This window comes from Lacticaseibacillus suilingensis (genome assembly GCF_016861845.1).
Taxonomy (GTDB): Bacteria; Bacillota; Bacilli; order Lactobacillales; family Lactobacillaceae; genus Lacticaseibacillus; species Lacticaseibacillus suilingensis.
In genome coordinates this window covers 32,811-48,296 of record NZ_BOLV01000010.1, presented here as the reverse complement: position 1 = coordinate 48,296, position 15,486 = coordinate 32,811, and the positions used below count along the sequence as shown (strand labels likewise).

Genomic DNA, 15,486 nt, shown 5'->3' with positions numbered 1-15,486 from the left:
GCCTGCGGAAGCGGCCCAGCCCGCCCGTTTAGCGTTACCCCCATATATTTGACACTTAAAGTAAAACCTGAGATACTACTTCCGGTGCCAAACCACGGTCCGGGAACTCGGTCGGCGCGAGAGCGTTCTGAAGGCTGACGCACCGGACCACAAAAGCCGCGATGAGAATCGCGGCTTTTTTTGTTGGTTCTATTTAGCAGTATCGTCAGCCGGCGCCTCTTCTTGGGCCTTCAACGCATACTGATGATTAGAAGCAAAGACAAATGGCATGTAAATCAAGGTATCCACCGCAATGATCACAACCTGCATGATCGCCGCCCGGATATCACCACCAGTGGCCAGATAGCCAGAAATAATTGGTGGGGTGACCCAAGGAATCAGGATGTAGGTCGCATTGATCAAATGGAGCGCCGTGCAAACATAAGCAATGATCGTTGAAACCAGTGGCGCAATGCAGAATGGAATTGCATAGGTCAAATTGAAGACGACTGGCAACCCAAACATGATCGGTTCACTGATGTTGAAGATGTTTGGCACACCCCCGATTTTGAGGATAGCCCGTTCATCAGGCCGCTTGGAGAAAATCAGCAAGGCGATGACCAAAGCAATCATGGTGCCGCCACCACCCATGTAAACATAGGCATCCAAGAAGGGCTGGGTCACAATGTTTGGCGCCGCTTGACCGGCGTGAATGGCATCAATGTTCTGCTGCAAGGAAGCCAGCAGCACTGGGCCGGCAATTGAGCCGAACACATCGGCGCCGTGAATCCCGATGGTGAAGACAAACGTCGAAAGCAACACATAGAACAAAATCCCTGGCAAAGACTGGAACCCAGTGACCAGTGGCGCCTGCAAAATCTTGATGATAATGGCCGAAACAGTCAAGCCAGTGGTGGTGTTCAAAATCCCTTCAATCGCGGCGAAGAAGCCCACCGTGATCATGCCTGGGAACAAAGCAGAGAAGGAGTTCCCGACGGCTGGTGGCACAGAGTCTGGCATGTGAATTTTCAGCTTATCGGATTTTTGCAGCCGCATCATGATCAACGTGGCAAAAATCCCGGTGAGCAGGGACACCATCATCCCACTAGCAGAAGAGTAATCTTGGGTCAAAACCGAGGAAGCTTGCACCGTTTTGCCGGCATTACTGATGACTGGCACGCTGTTTGGCACCAGTGACACGTAGCTGGCTAAAGCGATGACCCCTTCAGTGACGCCATCTTTGCTGCCCATGGACTTGGCCAGGCGGCAGGCAATCAAGAAGGTAATGATCAGCGCCAAAATCCCGAAGGTCCCGTTATAGGCTTGAATCCCGATATTGGTAATAATTTCGTGACCTGGCATATTGCGCAACAGGCCCGTGGTTGGTTCCAGTAAAACATTGTTGATCAACAGGAAAAACGCGGCGGTGATCGTAATTGGAATCGTGTCCGCAAACGCATCACGAATCGCGAGAATGAATTTGTTTGTGCCGACCTTCCCTGAGGCCTGAGCAATCCACTCAACAAATTTATTGTTCATGACAATCCTCCATTTCAATGAGTGCACGCAGGACCGCCAGCCACTTTGTCGCCGTCACGATCCAGACTTCTTTGTAGGTCGCATTATTGAATTGCGGCCAGTAAGGGACATCCTCGTTCTCTTTGGTTTCGACGCCCACCGGCATTTCGCCGATGATTTCACCTGATGAGTTCGAGTATTGACTTTGGTAATGATGACCTTCGCCATAGAGCAGCGATTGATCAAAGGGGTTATTCCCCACGATCCAGCGCAGTTGCCCGTCAGCCAAGGCAGCGAGCTTGGGATCCGCCAGCAGCTGACCCATCAACGCGGCCGATTCGGCAGTGGCTAAAATCACCCCGTTGTTGCCGCGGAACGAGTACCACACTGGGAAACGTTTAACGAATAAGTGCGGGGCAATTTGGACGCCGCCCGCCAGCTGGGTTTGATAATCGCGGTAAGCTTCATCGCCGATCAGCAGGTGCTGCTTATCAAAACTGGCTTTATCCGCGACTTCATCGTCAAAGTACACGCCGCTGGCAATCATCGGATAAGGCGCGGTGAATTGCTGCAAGTAAAGCAGGTAATCGCCATAAGCGCGGGCGCGCTTTTGCCATTCCGCCTGGGCAGCCGGCGTAATCGGCAGCGCCAAAGCAGCCTGGAACGCCTCGCCAAATAGCGACTCGCGGGCTTGGTGGTTAAAGTGCTGGAACACCCGATGTTTCTCGTCGCGGTAGAACATGCCGGCCAGCTTGCGGCCATCGGTCAAGGTCAAACCAACGCTTTCCTGGCACGCGAGCATCGACGTCATCGCTTCCCGCGCCCGGTTCAGGTAGGCTTGATCCTTCGTCAGCTGGTAGAGCGCGGCCGCCGCTTTCACCACGGTGGCGTTGTAGGTGGCTGGTGAGGTGTTCAAGGTGTGTTCCCAGAAAATCGGCTCCGTCGCATAAGGATGCTTAGCAAATTCCGCCTCGGCAAACCCGAAGTTCCGGCTGGCCACTGCCGTTAACCGCTGCCGCTCAGCAGCGTCAGGCGTGAGTCGGGCAATTCTGGCGACAATTCCGCTTAATAAGTAGTTGTCATAGGCGCTGTTGTGCACCCGTGCTTTGGCATCATCCATGGTGCCGCGGCGGTTGTCGGTCCAGCGGGAAACCCCAGCACTGGTGGCATGGTAGCCATCGCCGAAGTCGGTTTTGAGGACAAAATCTAGGCCCCATTCTCCTTCGGCCTGCAGCCGGGTGGCTAAGGCCGGGTTGGTTTTGCGCAACGTCTTGGCCATCGCGAACAGTGCTTCGGCGGCTTCGGCGGTGTGCACGGTTTGCTGCGACAAGTCACCGGCATCATGCCAGCCGCCGTTGAAGCTGATTTCTTCACCGTTATGGGTGGCGATCACATCATCATGGCAGTGGCTGTGAATGCCCGGCACCGGATAGCCGCAGCGTTCTGAGAAAATAAAGTTCAGGACTTTCGGAATGGTACTGCCATACCGCTGCTGCAACGGCCCAATCGGAAAGACTGGCGTTTGCTGATCAGCCCACTGTAAGCGGTACTCACCTGCCGCTTTTAAGGCAGAAAAATCGAGCAAGGTATAGGTGCCAGTGGTGGTGGTAGTCACTTCTGGTTTGCCGGCAAAAGCCACCGTGCCTTCAGCATCGACGACTTCAAACTGGGCAAAGGTTTGCTGGCCTGGTAGCACCGCGACTTTGCTGGCGTCAGCCGCGTAGCCATCATGCGAATAGCTGATGGTTTGCGGCTGCCAGCCATGCGTCACGGCCTGATTGGCAGTTTGCTGCAGCTCGATGCGTTCAACCGTCACCTTGTACTCACCAGGCAAATCGGCATAAGAGCCGTTGATGTCATAGCTAAAGCTGATGGCAGTCATGGCATCACGCGGCAGGTCGGCAATATCAAGCAAGTAAGTATGGGTGGCCTGATCGCTCAGGTTGATGACGTGGTGGCCTTCCCGATCGTACTGATCAGGAATTTTGATGATCCCGTCATTTTTGAAGTGAACAATCAGATTAGGGTTAATGATGTTGGTGCAAGCCGTGGTGATGGTAAAGGCGATTTGGTTGTAGGCCTGCCAATCCTCACGGTCGAGCTTCAAGCTCGCTTGGGTTTCCCCATAGCCGACATAATCACCATCCGCCGGATCGCCTGGCGCCCAAGTGGCGTAACGCGTAGGGGCGGTTAAGGTGAAGCCCGTTTGGCTGGCTTCAGGCATCGCGCCACGTTTTTCATGCGTCCAGGCATGCTGGCCGGCTTCAAGCACCCGCCGCGCCGTAATGTTACCGACTGGCGGCTGAATATCAGCAATTTGCATCGGATCAATGGTCAAAGGGCGGTACGTGGTGACGGCTTGTTCTAACTGCTTTTCATCCATGCTGTTCACTCCCCTCCAGACGTTCGAAGCCATACAGACCACAGCCTTGTAAAGCAACGGAATTCGGCTCCAAGGCAGTGTTCTTAACGCCTTCGCGGACAAACCGCATCGTCAGCGGTTTCAGTAGCGGCTGCAAGTGAGCCACCAGCCAGCCGCCAGTGGTCACGCCGCCGCCTAAGCGAATCGCCTCGGGGTTCAAAGCCCGGGTCAAATTCATGATGAGATTGGCTAGTCCTAGCAGCGCCTGGTCAACAACTTGCTTGGCTAGCGGATCGCCAGCGTCATAGGCGGCAAACAGCGTCTCGGTGCCGATGCGTTGGCCTGGCGTGATCTGCAGCTGAGTTTTCCCCATATACTGAGGATAAAGTGCATGGGTGCGGTCAGACATGCCTAAGCCTGAAGCCAGGGGCTCCACGCAACCATACCGACCGCACACGCATTGCACGGTGCTAGTTTGATCCACTACCATGTGGCCGAACTCGCCAGCGTCATAATCGGGTCCATTGACCAACTGGCCATTCAAGACAATCCGCCCGGCAATCCCAGTGCCAATCGCCAAATAGATAAAGTTTTTGGTAACGGTACCAATTCCGAGCAAATTTTCAGCGATGGTCCCGACCATGACATCATTACCAATGAAGCATGGCAGGTGGAACCGGTCTTGGACTTGTTGACTCAAGGCAATCGGATGCGGATCGGCGGGATCAATTTCTTCCCACACCCCAGTGGCACTATTCACCCGACCTACCACATCCAAGGCAATGGCCTGAATGTGGCTGGTGTCATGGTGCTTCATGTAGTGATCAATTTGATTCAAAAGCAATTGTGTCGCTGCGGCTTGGCTGCTGACATCTGACGCCACCTTCTCACGCGTTAGAACATGGCCAGTGTGATCAATCTCACCGAGGAGCACCTTGGTACCGCCAAGATCGACGGCCAAAATTGTTTGTTTCTGCATAAGCTAACTTCCCAACTTAGTAACGTTACCAATTCATCAAACGATGGACTGAAGCGCTATCATTTGACAACTGCATTGTATCACGGCCAGAAACGCTGTCAATATAAATTTGGTAAGGTTACCAAAAATACTTGTCAGCGCTCTCGCCCTGCTTTACACTGAATTCAGAAATGCAAAGAGGTGAACGCAGTGAAGAAAAATATCACCATTAAAGAAATCGCCAAGCAGGCCGGCACTTCCGTTTCGACGGTGTCACGGGTGCTAAACAACAACCCGTCGGTGTCGCCGGCCAAGCGTGCCAAGATCCAGGCGATCATCGACCAGAATCATTTTCAGCCTAGTATGCTGGCGCGCGGCATGGTGTCGCACAAAACCAACACCTTGGCCGTGGTGGTCTCCGATATCAATAACCCTTACTTTACGGATTTGATTTCCCAAATCGAGCAAAACGCCCGGCCGGCTGGTTACACGCTGCTATTGATCAACACCATGACTGCCGGCACCGGCCAAGATGCCAGCGACGTCCAGGTCGAAATCGAGGCCTTCAAGCGCATCATGGAAGCCAAAGTCGATGGCGTCCTGATTCTCGGGGGCGAAATCGACAAGGAAGTCGTCGCCGAACGGTACATCAGTGCCTTGAACACGTTGAATAGCAAAGCGCCTGTGGTGGTCATTGGCCAAAAAGTCGCCGGCTGTGATGCCTTATTTGTTGAACGCGACCAAAAGCGCAGCGTGACCTTGATTACCCAGCACCTGCTAGCGTTAGGCCACCGCCAAATCGGTTTTGTCGGCGGCGAACCTGGCGTGCGCATCACCTCGCAGCGCCTGGCAGCCTTTAAAGCCACGATGCAAACCTACTCTGAAATCGATGAGAGTTTGATTGTGCTGAACAACTACTATCCACAATCGGGTTACGATGCCATGGCACAAATTCTGGCGACGCACAAGCAACTGCCAGAGGCCTTAGTGGCCATCAACGATCGCGTGGCGGAAGGTATTTTCCGGTGCCTCGCCGATCACGGCCTGCAAGCGCCGCAGGATATCGCCGTGGGGAGCTGTGACAATTTTCCTTATGGTGACTTCCTGATTCCGCGCATCACCACGGTGGACCAGCACAACGAGGTGCTCGGCCGCATCGCGCTCCATTATCTGTTTCAATTAATCGATCACAAGCAGCTTGAACAAACCGAAACCACGCACCTGCCTGAACTTATCATTCGCGAGTCCTGTGGCGCCAAGCTGCCCAAAGAAGGTAAACAATGACTCCCAAGCAACTCGTTTTCATGGATATCGATGGCACGCTGGTCGATGAGCAGCAGCATATTTCTGCTTTCACCAAGCAAACCATTCGGCAATTTAGTGATCAAGCCCGTTTTTACGTTGCCACCGGCCGCATGTATGCCTCGGCCAAAATCATTGCCGACGAAATCGGCGCCGGCATCATCGCCTCTAATGGCAGTATTTTTGACGCCGGCACCCGCCAAATCAAAACGTTAGGCGCCGCCGCCCTAAAGCAAATCGTCACCGTGCTCCAGCAGCATCCCTTGAATGCCTTTTTCTTCACGGATCATCAGGTGTTCTACACCGGCGCTTTGCCCAGTTATTTCCAGCACAGCGACCATAACCGGATCGCCAGCCCGAATCCGCACGATTACATCAAGGTCCCAAGTCTACCAGCACTACTCGACCACAGCGCCGAAATCATCAACGGCATTATCATCGCTGAAGATCAAGTAGCTGAGCTCAACGCTATCAATCAGCAGTTTGCAGCCATGCCAGCGGCGTTTGTCGTGTCCTCCTCGCAGCCCAATAACATCGAACTGATTCCGCAGCATTCCGGCAAAGCCAGTGCGATCAAAGCGATTCAGACTGCCACTGGGATTGACCGCCACCACACCTTCGTCTTCGGTGACGGCGATAATGATGTCGATATGTTTGGGGTCGCCGATTACGCCGTGGCGATGGGCAATGCCACCCCTGCGGTCCAGGTGCGGGCCCAGTATGTCACTGGCACCAACGAACAAGACGGGATTGCGCATTTTTTGCTGGCGCATCTGCCCGCCGAGAAAGGAAGCATCAATCATGGCTAATCCAACCATGCTGACTTACATTCACCAAGAACAAGCAACCATGCTAAAGATCCTCGCGGCTTATCCCAAGGCTGCCAATCAAGCCTTGCAAAATCTGCCCGAGGGCGCTGACAGCTGGCTGATGCTAGGCATCGGCTCTAGCTACAACGCGGCGTTAAGCGCCAAATATTACATGGAAAAAATCGCTGGCTTGCGCATTGTGCTTGAGCAGCCCTACAACTACACCCACTATGAGCAAATCGACCCCCACCTCAAAGTTGTGCTGGGCATTTCGCAAAGCGGCCAAAGCACCTCGACCATTGAGGCCATCAACCGCTTCAAGGACCGGCCAGTGTTGACCATCGGCGTCACCAGCGCCCCCACCAAAGAGCTCGGTCAAGCCACGGCCAACACGCTGGATATTGGGATTGGCCATGAGCGCGTCGGCTATGTCACCCTTGGCTTCACCGCCACGGTGTTGAACTTGATGCTGCTGGGGCTGCGCGCCGGCGTCAAGCGCGGCGTGGTCACACCGGCGCAAGAGCAAGCCGAACTAGCAGAGTTCACGACCATGGCCAACACGATTGACACCATTGTGGCGGCCACCACCGCCTTTTTCCAGCAGCACGAAGCCGACTTCAAGGCGGCTTATCAGTTCACCGGCATCGCCTATGGGCCTAGCGTGGGTAGCATTAAGGAAATGGAAACCAAGTTCTCTGAAACAGTGCGCATCCCCAGTGATGGTCAAGAACTGGAAGCCTTCATGCACGGACCTTACTTGGAAATCAACGCCGAGCATCGCCTGATTTTTGTTGAAACGCCGGCGGATGCCGAAACCCTCAGCAAGGCTCAGGCCCTGCGCGCTTACGAAAGCACCTACACCAAGCATGTCTTCGGCATCAGCTATCTGGCCAACGCCCAACCAGCCGCGAACACCTTAACGCTGCCAGCGGTGGCCGATGAAATGAAGATTCCGTTTGTCGGCGGCATTCCCTTCCAGGTCCTCGCCTGGCTCAGCACCAAGGCCCGCGGCATCGACTTGGCGCACCAAATCTTCACGGACTTTTCTGCCAAAGTGGGCAGCAAAACCGTGCTGCAACAATACGTTTAGGAGGCTATCTGATGCAGATTTTAATCAATCAAATAAGTTATCGTAGTCACGGCCCTAAAGTGGCGATTGTGCAAAGCACACAGCCGCTCACGAACGCCACCTTCACCCTGGCAGACACTGATGGTACCGTCGTTTTGGCTGGTCCGATCACCGCTGTTGGCACCGTCGCGCACTGGCACACTGGGACTTATGGCACCATCGACTTTTCCGCGGCGGAAGCGGAAGGTAAGTTTCAGCTGACCGTGAAGGCCGACCAAGGCACCGGGCACTCCGCCCGCTTTACCATCGACCACGGCTACATGGATTTGCGCCTGATTTCCGCCATGACTTATTGGTTCAAAGGCCAGCGCGCAGACGGCGAATGGGCTGCGCATGATCAGCATGCTGAATTCATGGGTGCGCGCGAAGGCACTTGGAATGTGGCTGGCGGCTGGTTCGATGCCACCGGTGATGTCGGCGTGCATCTTTCCCACCAGTCCCACACGGCTTATTACAATCCGCAGCAAATGGCCTTTTCCGCCTACGCTTTTTATCAGTTGACGGAACAACTGGCGCATGGCGATGAGGCCTTCACCATCGTCAAGCGTCGCATTTTGGCTGAAGCTTCTTACGGTGCCGATTCGGTGATGCATCGCTTCGTGCCGACCCGCGCCTTCATCAAGTCCATCGATCGGCCGAGTGCTTATGCGGTGATGTCCGACACGCGGCAAATGGCGTATGAATTGCACCACAGCTCCGATCAATTCGGCGAAGCGGCCACGGCCGCGCAAGAAACCGTCACCGATTTGAACTACGAAACTTCCTTCCGCTCTGGCGGCGGCAGTGCGATTGCGACGTTAGCGATTGCCGGGCGCCACTACTATCCTGGCGCCGAGTACACCAGCGGCGACTACATCCAAACGGCTAAACAAGCCTATCGCTATCTCAAGGCGCACAACAACGAGCTCACCAACGACGGTAAAACCAATCTAGTCGATGCTTACTGCGCTTTGCTCGCCACGGTCGAGCTGTACAAAACCACCGAAGAATACGGCTACCTGCTGGAAGCTCGCGACTGGGCCACTCAAATCGAAAATGCTGTGGTTACTCAGGCTGGCTATCCCTGGCTGACGGTGGATCAAGAGATGCCGTTCACCCACCCCGCCGACGAAGGCCTCCCCTTGTTTGCGTTAGCGCTCTATGCGGAAGTCGAAAATGAGCCTCAGCAAGCACAAGCCGCTCAAGCCGCCGCGAAGACGCTACTTGAAAGCCTGATTGCCATGTCAGACAGCGTGAATAACCCCTTTGATTATGCCCGCATTTGGGCCAAGGATAACCCGCAAGATGCTTTGCGCACCCAGTTCTTCTTCCCGCACCACACTGCCGCTGCGCCTTGGTGGCAAGGGGAAAATGCGCGGCTAGCCAGCCTCGCCACGGCAGCGTTCAAGCTCGCCGCCACCACTGAAGGCGAGCAAAAACAGCAATTCATCGCCTTTGGCCAAGCGCAGCTGGATTGGATCGAAGGCCGCAACCCCTTCGATAGCGCGATGATTGAAGGCTTTGGCCGCAACCATATTCAATACCACTTCGGCGACCGGGTGGACTTCCTGAATGCCCCTGGTGGCATTGTCAACGGCATCACCAGCGGCATCGACGACGAACAAGACATCGCTTTTGTTCGCGGGCCGGAAGATGGCGTCGATGACAACTGGCGCTGGGCTGAACAATGGCTCCCGCATGTTAGCTGGATGTTGCTGGCGCTGGGGCAAAAGAGCACCCTGTAATTTGGGCTGAGCCAAAAAGCGCTGCTAGCTCAGAGGATAAGCAGCAAGCCCGGCCAAACCTGTACTTAGGCTTGACCGGGCTTGTTGCTTATCCGGCTAGGGCGTTACTTTTTGGCTCGTAACGCTGCTGGAATCGGCTCGTCAAGCCTAATCAAGCCAGTTCAAGGCGCGGTTTTTTGCTTCCGCCTGACTTTATTTCTCCTCAGGCTTTGTTACACTGGAAATTGAAATGGAGGTTTTCTTATGAAATACCGTACATTAGGTAAGACCGGTTTTAACATCAGTGAAGTGTCCTTGGGGACTTGGCAGCTGGGCGGCAAATGGGGCGCCCCGTTCAACCAAAAGGATGCCGATGACACCTTGGCCGAGGCCTACGCGCAAGGGGTCAACTTCTTTGATACCGCCGATGGCTATCAAGATGGCAACTCGGAACGCACCGTCGGCAATTTTGTCCGCCAGCACCCTGACGTGCACTTCACCACCAAAATGGGCCGCAAGGAATCGCCACTGACGGTTGACCACTTCGATGCTGCACACTTAGACCGCTACGTTGATGAATCCCTGCAGAACATGAAACTGGACGCGCTGGATATGGTGCTGCTTCACTGCCCACCGATGTCACTTTACTACCAGCCGGAAATGTTCTGGCACCTCGATCAGCTGAAAAAGGCCGGCAAAATCCGTAACTATGGCGTGTCGGTGGAACGCGTCGAAGAAGGACTCAAGGCACTGCAATATGACATCAGTGCCGTCGAAATCATTTTCAACATGTTCCGGCTGCGCCCGGCTGTGCATTTCTTCGCCGCCGCCAAAGCGGCCAACGTCGGCATCCTTGCTCGGGTGCCCCTGGCTTCAGGCCTGCTGTCTGGCAAGTACACCGCTGACACCAAGTTTGCCCCGACCGACCAGCGGAGCAATAACCGCAATGGCGAGCTGTTCGACAAAGGTGAAACCTTTTCAGGCGTAGACTACCTCACTGGGGTCAAAGCTGCGGCCGAACTCAAGCGGCGCTTGGGCACCGAAGATCTAGCCGGCATGGCACTGCGTTACATCTTGATGCACGATGCTGTGTCCGCCGTTATTCCTGGCGCCAGCAACCCGACGCAGATTGAGCGCAACACCCGCGCCTCTGATTTGCCCGCTTTAACCCCTGAGCAAATGAACATTGTGCAGGATGTGTATAACGAGTACATCAAAAACCCTGTTGACTACCTCTGGTAACCCAAGAATCAAAACGGCGGCCATCATTTCCTCAGTTGGAAGTGATGACCGCCGTTATTAGTTAGCTTTGATTAGAATTTCTGCCACACATCAGCAAGCACATTGGTTTGCTCACGATCAGGCCCCACTGAGAAGGTCAGCAGATCCACGTTGATCAGCTCGGCAATGCGCGCCACGTAATTACGGGCGTTTGCTGGCAGGTCGGCCAAGGTTTTGGCGCCGGTGATATCTTCATCCCAACCCGGCAGCTCTTCGTAAATCGGCTTGCAGGCGGCCAGTTCTTTAAGTGAAGCTGGGTAACGGGTGATGGTTTCGCCATTCAGGTCATAAGCCGTGCAGATTTTGACAGTCTTCAGGCCGGTGAGCACGTCGATTGAGTTCAACGCCAAATCGGTCACCCCAGCCACGCGGCGGGCATGGTTGACCACCACCGCGTCGAACCAGCCGATGCGCCGCGGCCGGCCGGTCACAGTGCCGTATTCATGGCCGGCTTCGCGGATGAAGTTGCCATCAGCATCGAACAATTCAGTGGGAAATGGACCATCCCCGACCCGGGAGGTGTAAGCTTTCGCAACGCCCACCACGCGGTCGATTTTGCTAGCACCTACCCCGGAGCCGGTGGAAACGCCGCCGGCCGGATTAGAGCTAGTGACGAATGGATACGTACCTTGGTCGATATCCAACATCGTGCCTTGCGCGCCTTCAAACAGCACGTTGTCGCCGGCATCGATGGCATCGTTCAAGACCACCGAGGTGTCGCAAACATACTGCTTCAGCTGCTGGCCGTAGCCGTAATATTCTTCGAAGATGTCATCGAAGGCCATCGGTTCAGCGTCATAAATCTTAGTGAACAGCTGATTTTTCTCGGCGAGATTGGCCTTGAGCTTGGTTTCAAAGGTTTCTTTATCGAGTAAATCCGCAATGCGAATGCCGACCCGCGCGGCCTTATCCATATAGGCTGGGCCGATGCCACGGTTCGTGGTGCCAATTTTACCGGCGCCTTTAGCGGCTTCCTGCAGCTTATCTAGCGCGATGTGATAAGGCAAAATCACCTGGGCCCGATCGGAGACCCGTAGATTATCGCCAGCGACGCCTTGAGCTTTGATATGAGCCAACTCTTCCACCAGGCTCTTCGGGTTCACGACCACCCCGTTGCCAATCACAGACAACTGGTGGGCATGCAAAATCCCTGAAGGTATCAGGCGCAGCTTGTACACCTGCCCATCACTGTGAATGGTATGGCCGGCGTTGTCACCGCCTTGATACCGGCTGATGATTTTGGCCCCTTGACTGAGGAAATCGGTAATTTTACCTTTCCCTTCGTCGCCCCACTGCGTTCCGACTACAACGACTGTTCCCATGAATGATCGCTCCTTAGTTGTCTATCGCATCAAAATCAAAATCCTTTAATGCCACCAAGTATTCTACCAACTATGAACGCCTGAGGCAAGGCAAAACCCGAATATTAATGTTTTGACACTCTAATAAAAAGAAAAAAGCCGAACATTTTCCGTTCGGCTTTTTTGAACTTCCTTGATAAACGAATAATCCTCGTTAACGCGTTTGATGAGCACGCGCCTCTTGTAAGTAGGCATAAATGTGACCAAAGGCAATTTCTTGCACCTCATCGAAGGTCACTGCCACCGGTTCATCCTCGCTGGGGACACTGATTTCAAAGCCAGTTTGATCGGGATTTTCCGGGATACCCATCAGGTGGGTATTTTCATTTTGCACCCGGACGCGCACCACCCGTTCAAAGGCTGCCGCTTCGTTGATCAAGCTGCGGAACAAATCCTCGGAGCGGTCGAATTCGCGATCGGCATTCAGCACTGGCTGTTTCTCTAGATGATGAGCCGTCATCCAGTCGCTATACGCTTTGACCGTTTGCAGGTAATCCGAAGCGGTGATCACGCTTTGAATGCTCGTCAGCCGCAGCGCCACATAGCCGCCGAATTGCCCGGCCATGTCTTTCAGCCGTAGCACCACCGTCTCGGCGTTAACGGCCTTCACCGCCCCCACGTAAAACTGGTCACCGGCATTGCGCGGCATCGCCGCCAGCAGCTGGCCGGATTGCTGGGCCTCGTTGAATAAGGCCTCCAGCTGGCCATCATTTTGGGTGATTTCGGTGCGTACATGCTGCAGCTGGTTGCGCTGCTTGAGCAGTTCAGTTTCCAGATGCAGCTCCAAGCCTTCGCATTCCACCACCAGCACATCGGAAAAATCGACCTGCAAATAGCGGACGTCGGTGTAGTTGAACTTGTTGAACACCGACAGCGTCAGCCGGTCGTCAGCCACCGCGGTGACCTGACCTTCCAAATAACTATCATCATCGGCCAAAATCACCAAGATGACTTCGCCACTGGTTTGCGCATGCAAGGCGAGTTGGTGCAGCAGGTTTTGCCGCGGGTCAAAGGCGAGTGGTTTTTGCGGCGTGAGGCCGATGAAATGATGCTCCGCCGCCACGCGCATGCGAAAGGACATATCGACCAAGTCATCGCCAGCGAATTCGACTTGCTCAATCGCCGGAAAGGCAATCAGCACCGCGCCATCTGCCAGCCCTGCATCGTTATACGTGGCCAACAAGACGCTTTGCTTGCCCAACAGCTGCACATAGCCGGTATAAAAATCATCTGTATCGCGTTGATAGACATTGATCAAGAGCTTTTCGTTGAGCGCCGTCATCAAACTCATCAAAATGGCATCCATGGGCCTGCCTGCTTTCGGGAAATTTGTGGGTAGCTTTAGTTGAAATTTTGTTGTGTGTTCCTAGTCGCGCTGCGGTTGGCCAACGCCGGAGTGATTTGATCAGTCTGTAGCGCAAAGCGCGTACAGACTGACATGCGGCAGCAGCTACGCCTGCTGGCCCGCCGCCAGAAAACGGCGGCAAACCATCTGGCTAGGCTAATCATCCGGCTAAGTGCGGCCTCGCTCCACAGCCTTCCTAGTTGCGCTGCGGTTGGCAACGCTCGAGCGATTAGCTACGCATCAGCCCTCGCCGCTTTCAGCGGCAATGACTGACGCTAGGCTACTCGTCGAGCTAAACCCGCCAACCTCCACAGCCTTTTTTATGCTGGGACCGGTGAAATTGAGCTGAACTTATTGTACGACTTCACAAACAGCAAATTCACGGTGCCGCGTGCACCGGAACGGTTTTTCTCGACGATCACTTCAACTGGGCCCACGTCAGGCTCGTCTTGGTTTTGCCCTTGACCCTGACCTTGGCCGCCATCTTCGTCGCCGTCTTCCCCGTCGCGGTAGTAGTCTTCCCGGTACAAGAAGGCAACAATGTCGGCATCCTGTTCGATTGAGCCGGATTCACGAATATCAGAAAGCACCGGCCGCTTGTCTTGGCGCTGTTCGACGCCACGCGAGAGCTGCGACAGCGCGATGACCGGGCAATGCAGTTCCTTGGCGAGTTTCTTCAGCTGCCGGGAAATCGCCGAGACTTCTTGCTGCCGATTTTCCTGACCGGAGCCTTCAATCAGCTGCAGGTAATCAATCACGACCAAGCCCAGTGGATGGCCGTCTTTTTCATGCTCTTTTTGCAACTTCAGGCATTGGGCGCGAATCTGGGCCACGCGGATGCCGGGAGTGTCGTCAATGTAGATGCTGGCCTGGCTTAAACTGCCCATCGCCACCACCAAATTCTGCCACTCGTCGCCATTCAGCTGCCCGGTGCGCAGGTGCTGGGAGTCAATATTACCTTCTGCACAGAGCATGCGGTTAACCAGGGATTCAGCACTCATTTCCAGTGAAAACATCGCGACGGTTTTATCGGTTTTGGTCCCGACATTTTGCGCCACATTCAGCACAAACGCGGTTTTACCGACGGCGGGGCGGGCGGCCAAAATAATCAACTCATCATCGTGCAAACCGGTGGTCAGCTCATCTAGCGCCTTGAACCCCGTGGGCAGGCCGGTGATGGTTTGATCGCCTTGGGCCAGCTTATCGACTTCCGCCATGGCGTCATTCAACACATCCTTGATGTGCTTGAAGCCGGAATGGTTATTGCCATCGCTGACCGCCATGATCATGGATTCGGCATTTTCCATCAAATCCGGCACGTTGGCCTGGTCGTCGTAACTTTGCTGAATAATTTGTTCTGAGGTGCTGATTAACCGCCGCAACTGCGCTTTTTCGGCCACAATTTTGGCATAGTAAACCACGTTAGCGGCGGTTGGCACGGCTTCGGCTAAGTCGGCAAGGTACGGCACGCCGCCAATGTCATCCAGCTGTTTGTGGTCCTCTAAATAAGCCCGCACAGTCAAGACGTCGATGGCCTGGTCTTGCAGGGATAAGTCGCTCATCGCATGGAAAACCAGCTGGTGGGCGCGCTTATAAAAATCGTCTTCAACTAAAAACTCCTGCGCATCCGCCAGGGTCCGCGGCGCCAGAAAAACGCCACCTAAAACTGCTTGTTCCGCCTCTAAGTCCTGCGGCGGGAGGCGCCGAATTTGATTATCCATGACCAGACTCCTTTGGCT

Annotated in this window: 11 protein-coding genes; 5 read left to right on the top strand and 6 right to left on the bottom strand. The window is 54.6% G+C overall.

Going from position 1 to position 15,486, the window contains the following annotated elements; all coding sequences use genetic code 11:
* Positions 1-189: 189 nt before the first annotated feature.
* Genes JUF11_RS07310 through JUF11_RS07300 form a run of 3 tightly spaced genes read right to left on the bottom strand, consistent with a single transcriptional unit; the run spans position 190 to position 4,838 of the window.
* Entirely contained in the window at positions 190-1,518 is a 1,329-nt protein-coding gene (locus tag JUF11_RS07310; RefSeq protein WP_204119018.1) for a PTS sugar transporter subunit IIC, read from the bottom strand.
* Positions 1,508-3,880 carry a glycoside hydrolase family 9 protein gene (locus tag JUF11_RS07305; RefSeq protein WP_204119017.1) on the bottom strand — a complete coding sequence of 791 codons (2,373 nt, stop codon included), beginning with the start codon at positions 3,878-3,880 and terminating at the stop codon, positions 1,508-1,510. Before JUF11_RS07305 ends, JUF11_RS07310 begins: the two co-directional genes overlap by 11 nt.
* Positions 3,873-4,838, bottom strand: a complete 966-nt coding sequence (locus JUF11_RS07300; protein WP_204119016.1) for an ROK family protein — start codon at positions 4,836-4,838, stop codon at positions 3,873-3,875. The genes JUF11_RS07305 and JUF11_RS07300 overlap by 8 nt, the downstream gene beginning before the upstream one ends.
* A gap of 189 nt (positions 4,839-5,027) precedes the next feature.
* On the opposite strand from JUF11_RS07300, the gene JUF11_RS07295 reads away from it, so the two are divergent.
* From JUF11_RS07295 to JUF11_RS07275, 5 genes are all read left to right on the top strand, one after another.
* On the top strand, positions 5,028-6,101 hold the full coding sequence (locus JUF11_RS07295; protein WP_204119015.1) for a LacI family DNA-binding transcriptional regulator: 1,074 nt from the start codon (positions 5,028-5,030) through the stop codon (positions 6,099-6,101).
* Positions 6,098-6,928: a Cof-type HAD-IIB family hydrolase gene (locus tag JUF11_RS07290; protein WP_204119014.1), complete on the top strand. Its 831-nt coding sequence runs from the start codon at positions 6,098-6,100 to the stop codon at positions 6,926-6,928. Before JUF11_RS07295 ends, JUF11_RS07290 begins: the two co-directional genes overlap by 4 nt.
* Complete coding sequence (locus tag JUF11_RS07285; RefSeq protein WP_204119013.1) at positions 6,921-8,018, top strand: SIS domain-containing protein; 1,098 nt, start codon at positions 6,921-6,923, stop codon at positions 8,016-8,018. Before JUF11_RS07290 ends, JUF11_RS07285 begins: the two co-directional genes overlap by 8 nt.
* 11 nt (positions 8,019-8,029) lie before the next feature.
* Entirely contained in the window at positions 8,030-9,781 is a 1,752-nt protein-coding gene (locus tag JUF11_RS07280; RefSeq protein ID WP_204119012.1) for a cellulase N-terminal Ig-like domain-containing protein, read from the top strand.
* 243 nt (positions 9,782-10,024) lie between these two features.
* Positions 10,025-11,002 carry an aldo/keto reductase gene (locus JUF11_RS07275; RefSeq protein WP_204119011.1) on the top strand — a complete coding sequence of 326 codons (978 nt, stop codon included), beginning with the start codon at positions 10,025-10,027 and terminating at the stop codon, positions 11,000-11,002.
* A 71-nt stretch (positions 11,003-11,073) separates the two neighbouring features.
* Here JUF11_RS07275 and JUF11_RS07270 read toward each other — a convergent pair whose 3' ends face one another.
* From JUF11_RS07270 to dnaB, 3 genes are all read right to left on the bottom strand, one after another.
* The gene (locus JUF11_RS07270; RefSeq protein ID WP_204119010.1) at positions 11,074-12,363 is read right to left on the bottom strand and encodes an adenylosuccinate synthase; all 1,290 of its coding nucleotides are present in this window, start codon (positions 12,361-12,363) and stop codon (positions 11,074-11,076) included.
* A 193-nt stretch (positions 12,364-12,556) separates the two neighbouring features.
* Positions 12,557-13,708, bottom strand: a complete 1,152-nt coding sequence (locus JUF11_RS07265; RefSeq protein ID WP_204119009.1) for a hypothetical protein — start codon at positions 13,706-13,708, stop codon at positions 12,557-12,559.
* Between the two features lie 359 nt (positions 13,709-14,067).
* Positions 14,068-15,468 (bottom strand): replicative DNA helicase, encoded by a 1,401-nt coding sequence (gene dnaB / locus JUF11_RS07260; protein ID WP_203633187.1) that lies wholly within the window; start codon positions 15,466-15,468, stop codon positions 14,068-14,070.
* Between the last annotated feature and the right edge of the window lie 18 nt (positions 15,469-15,486).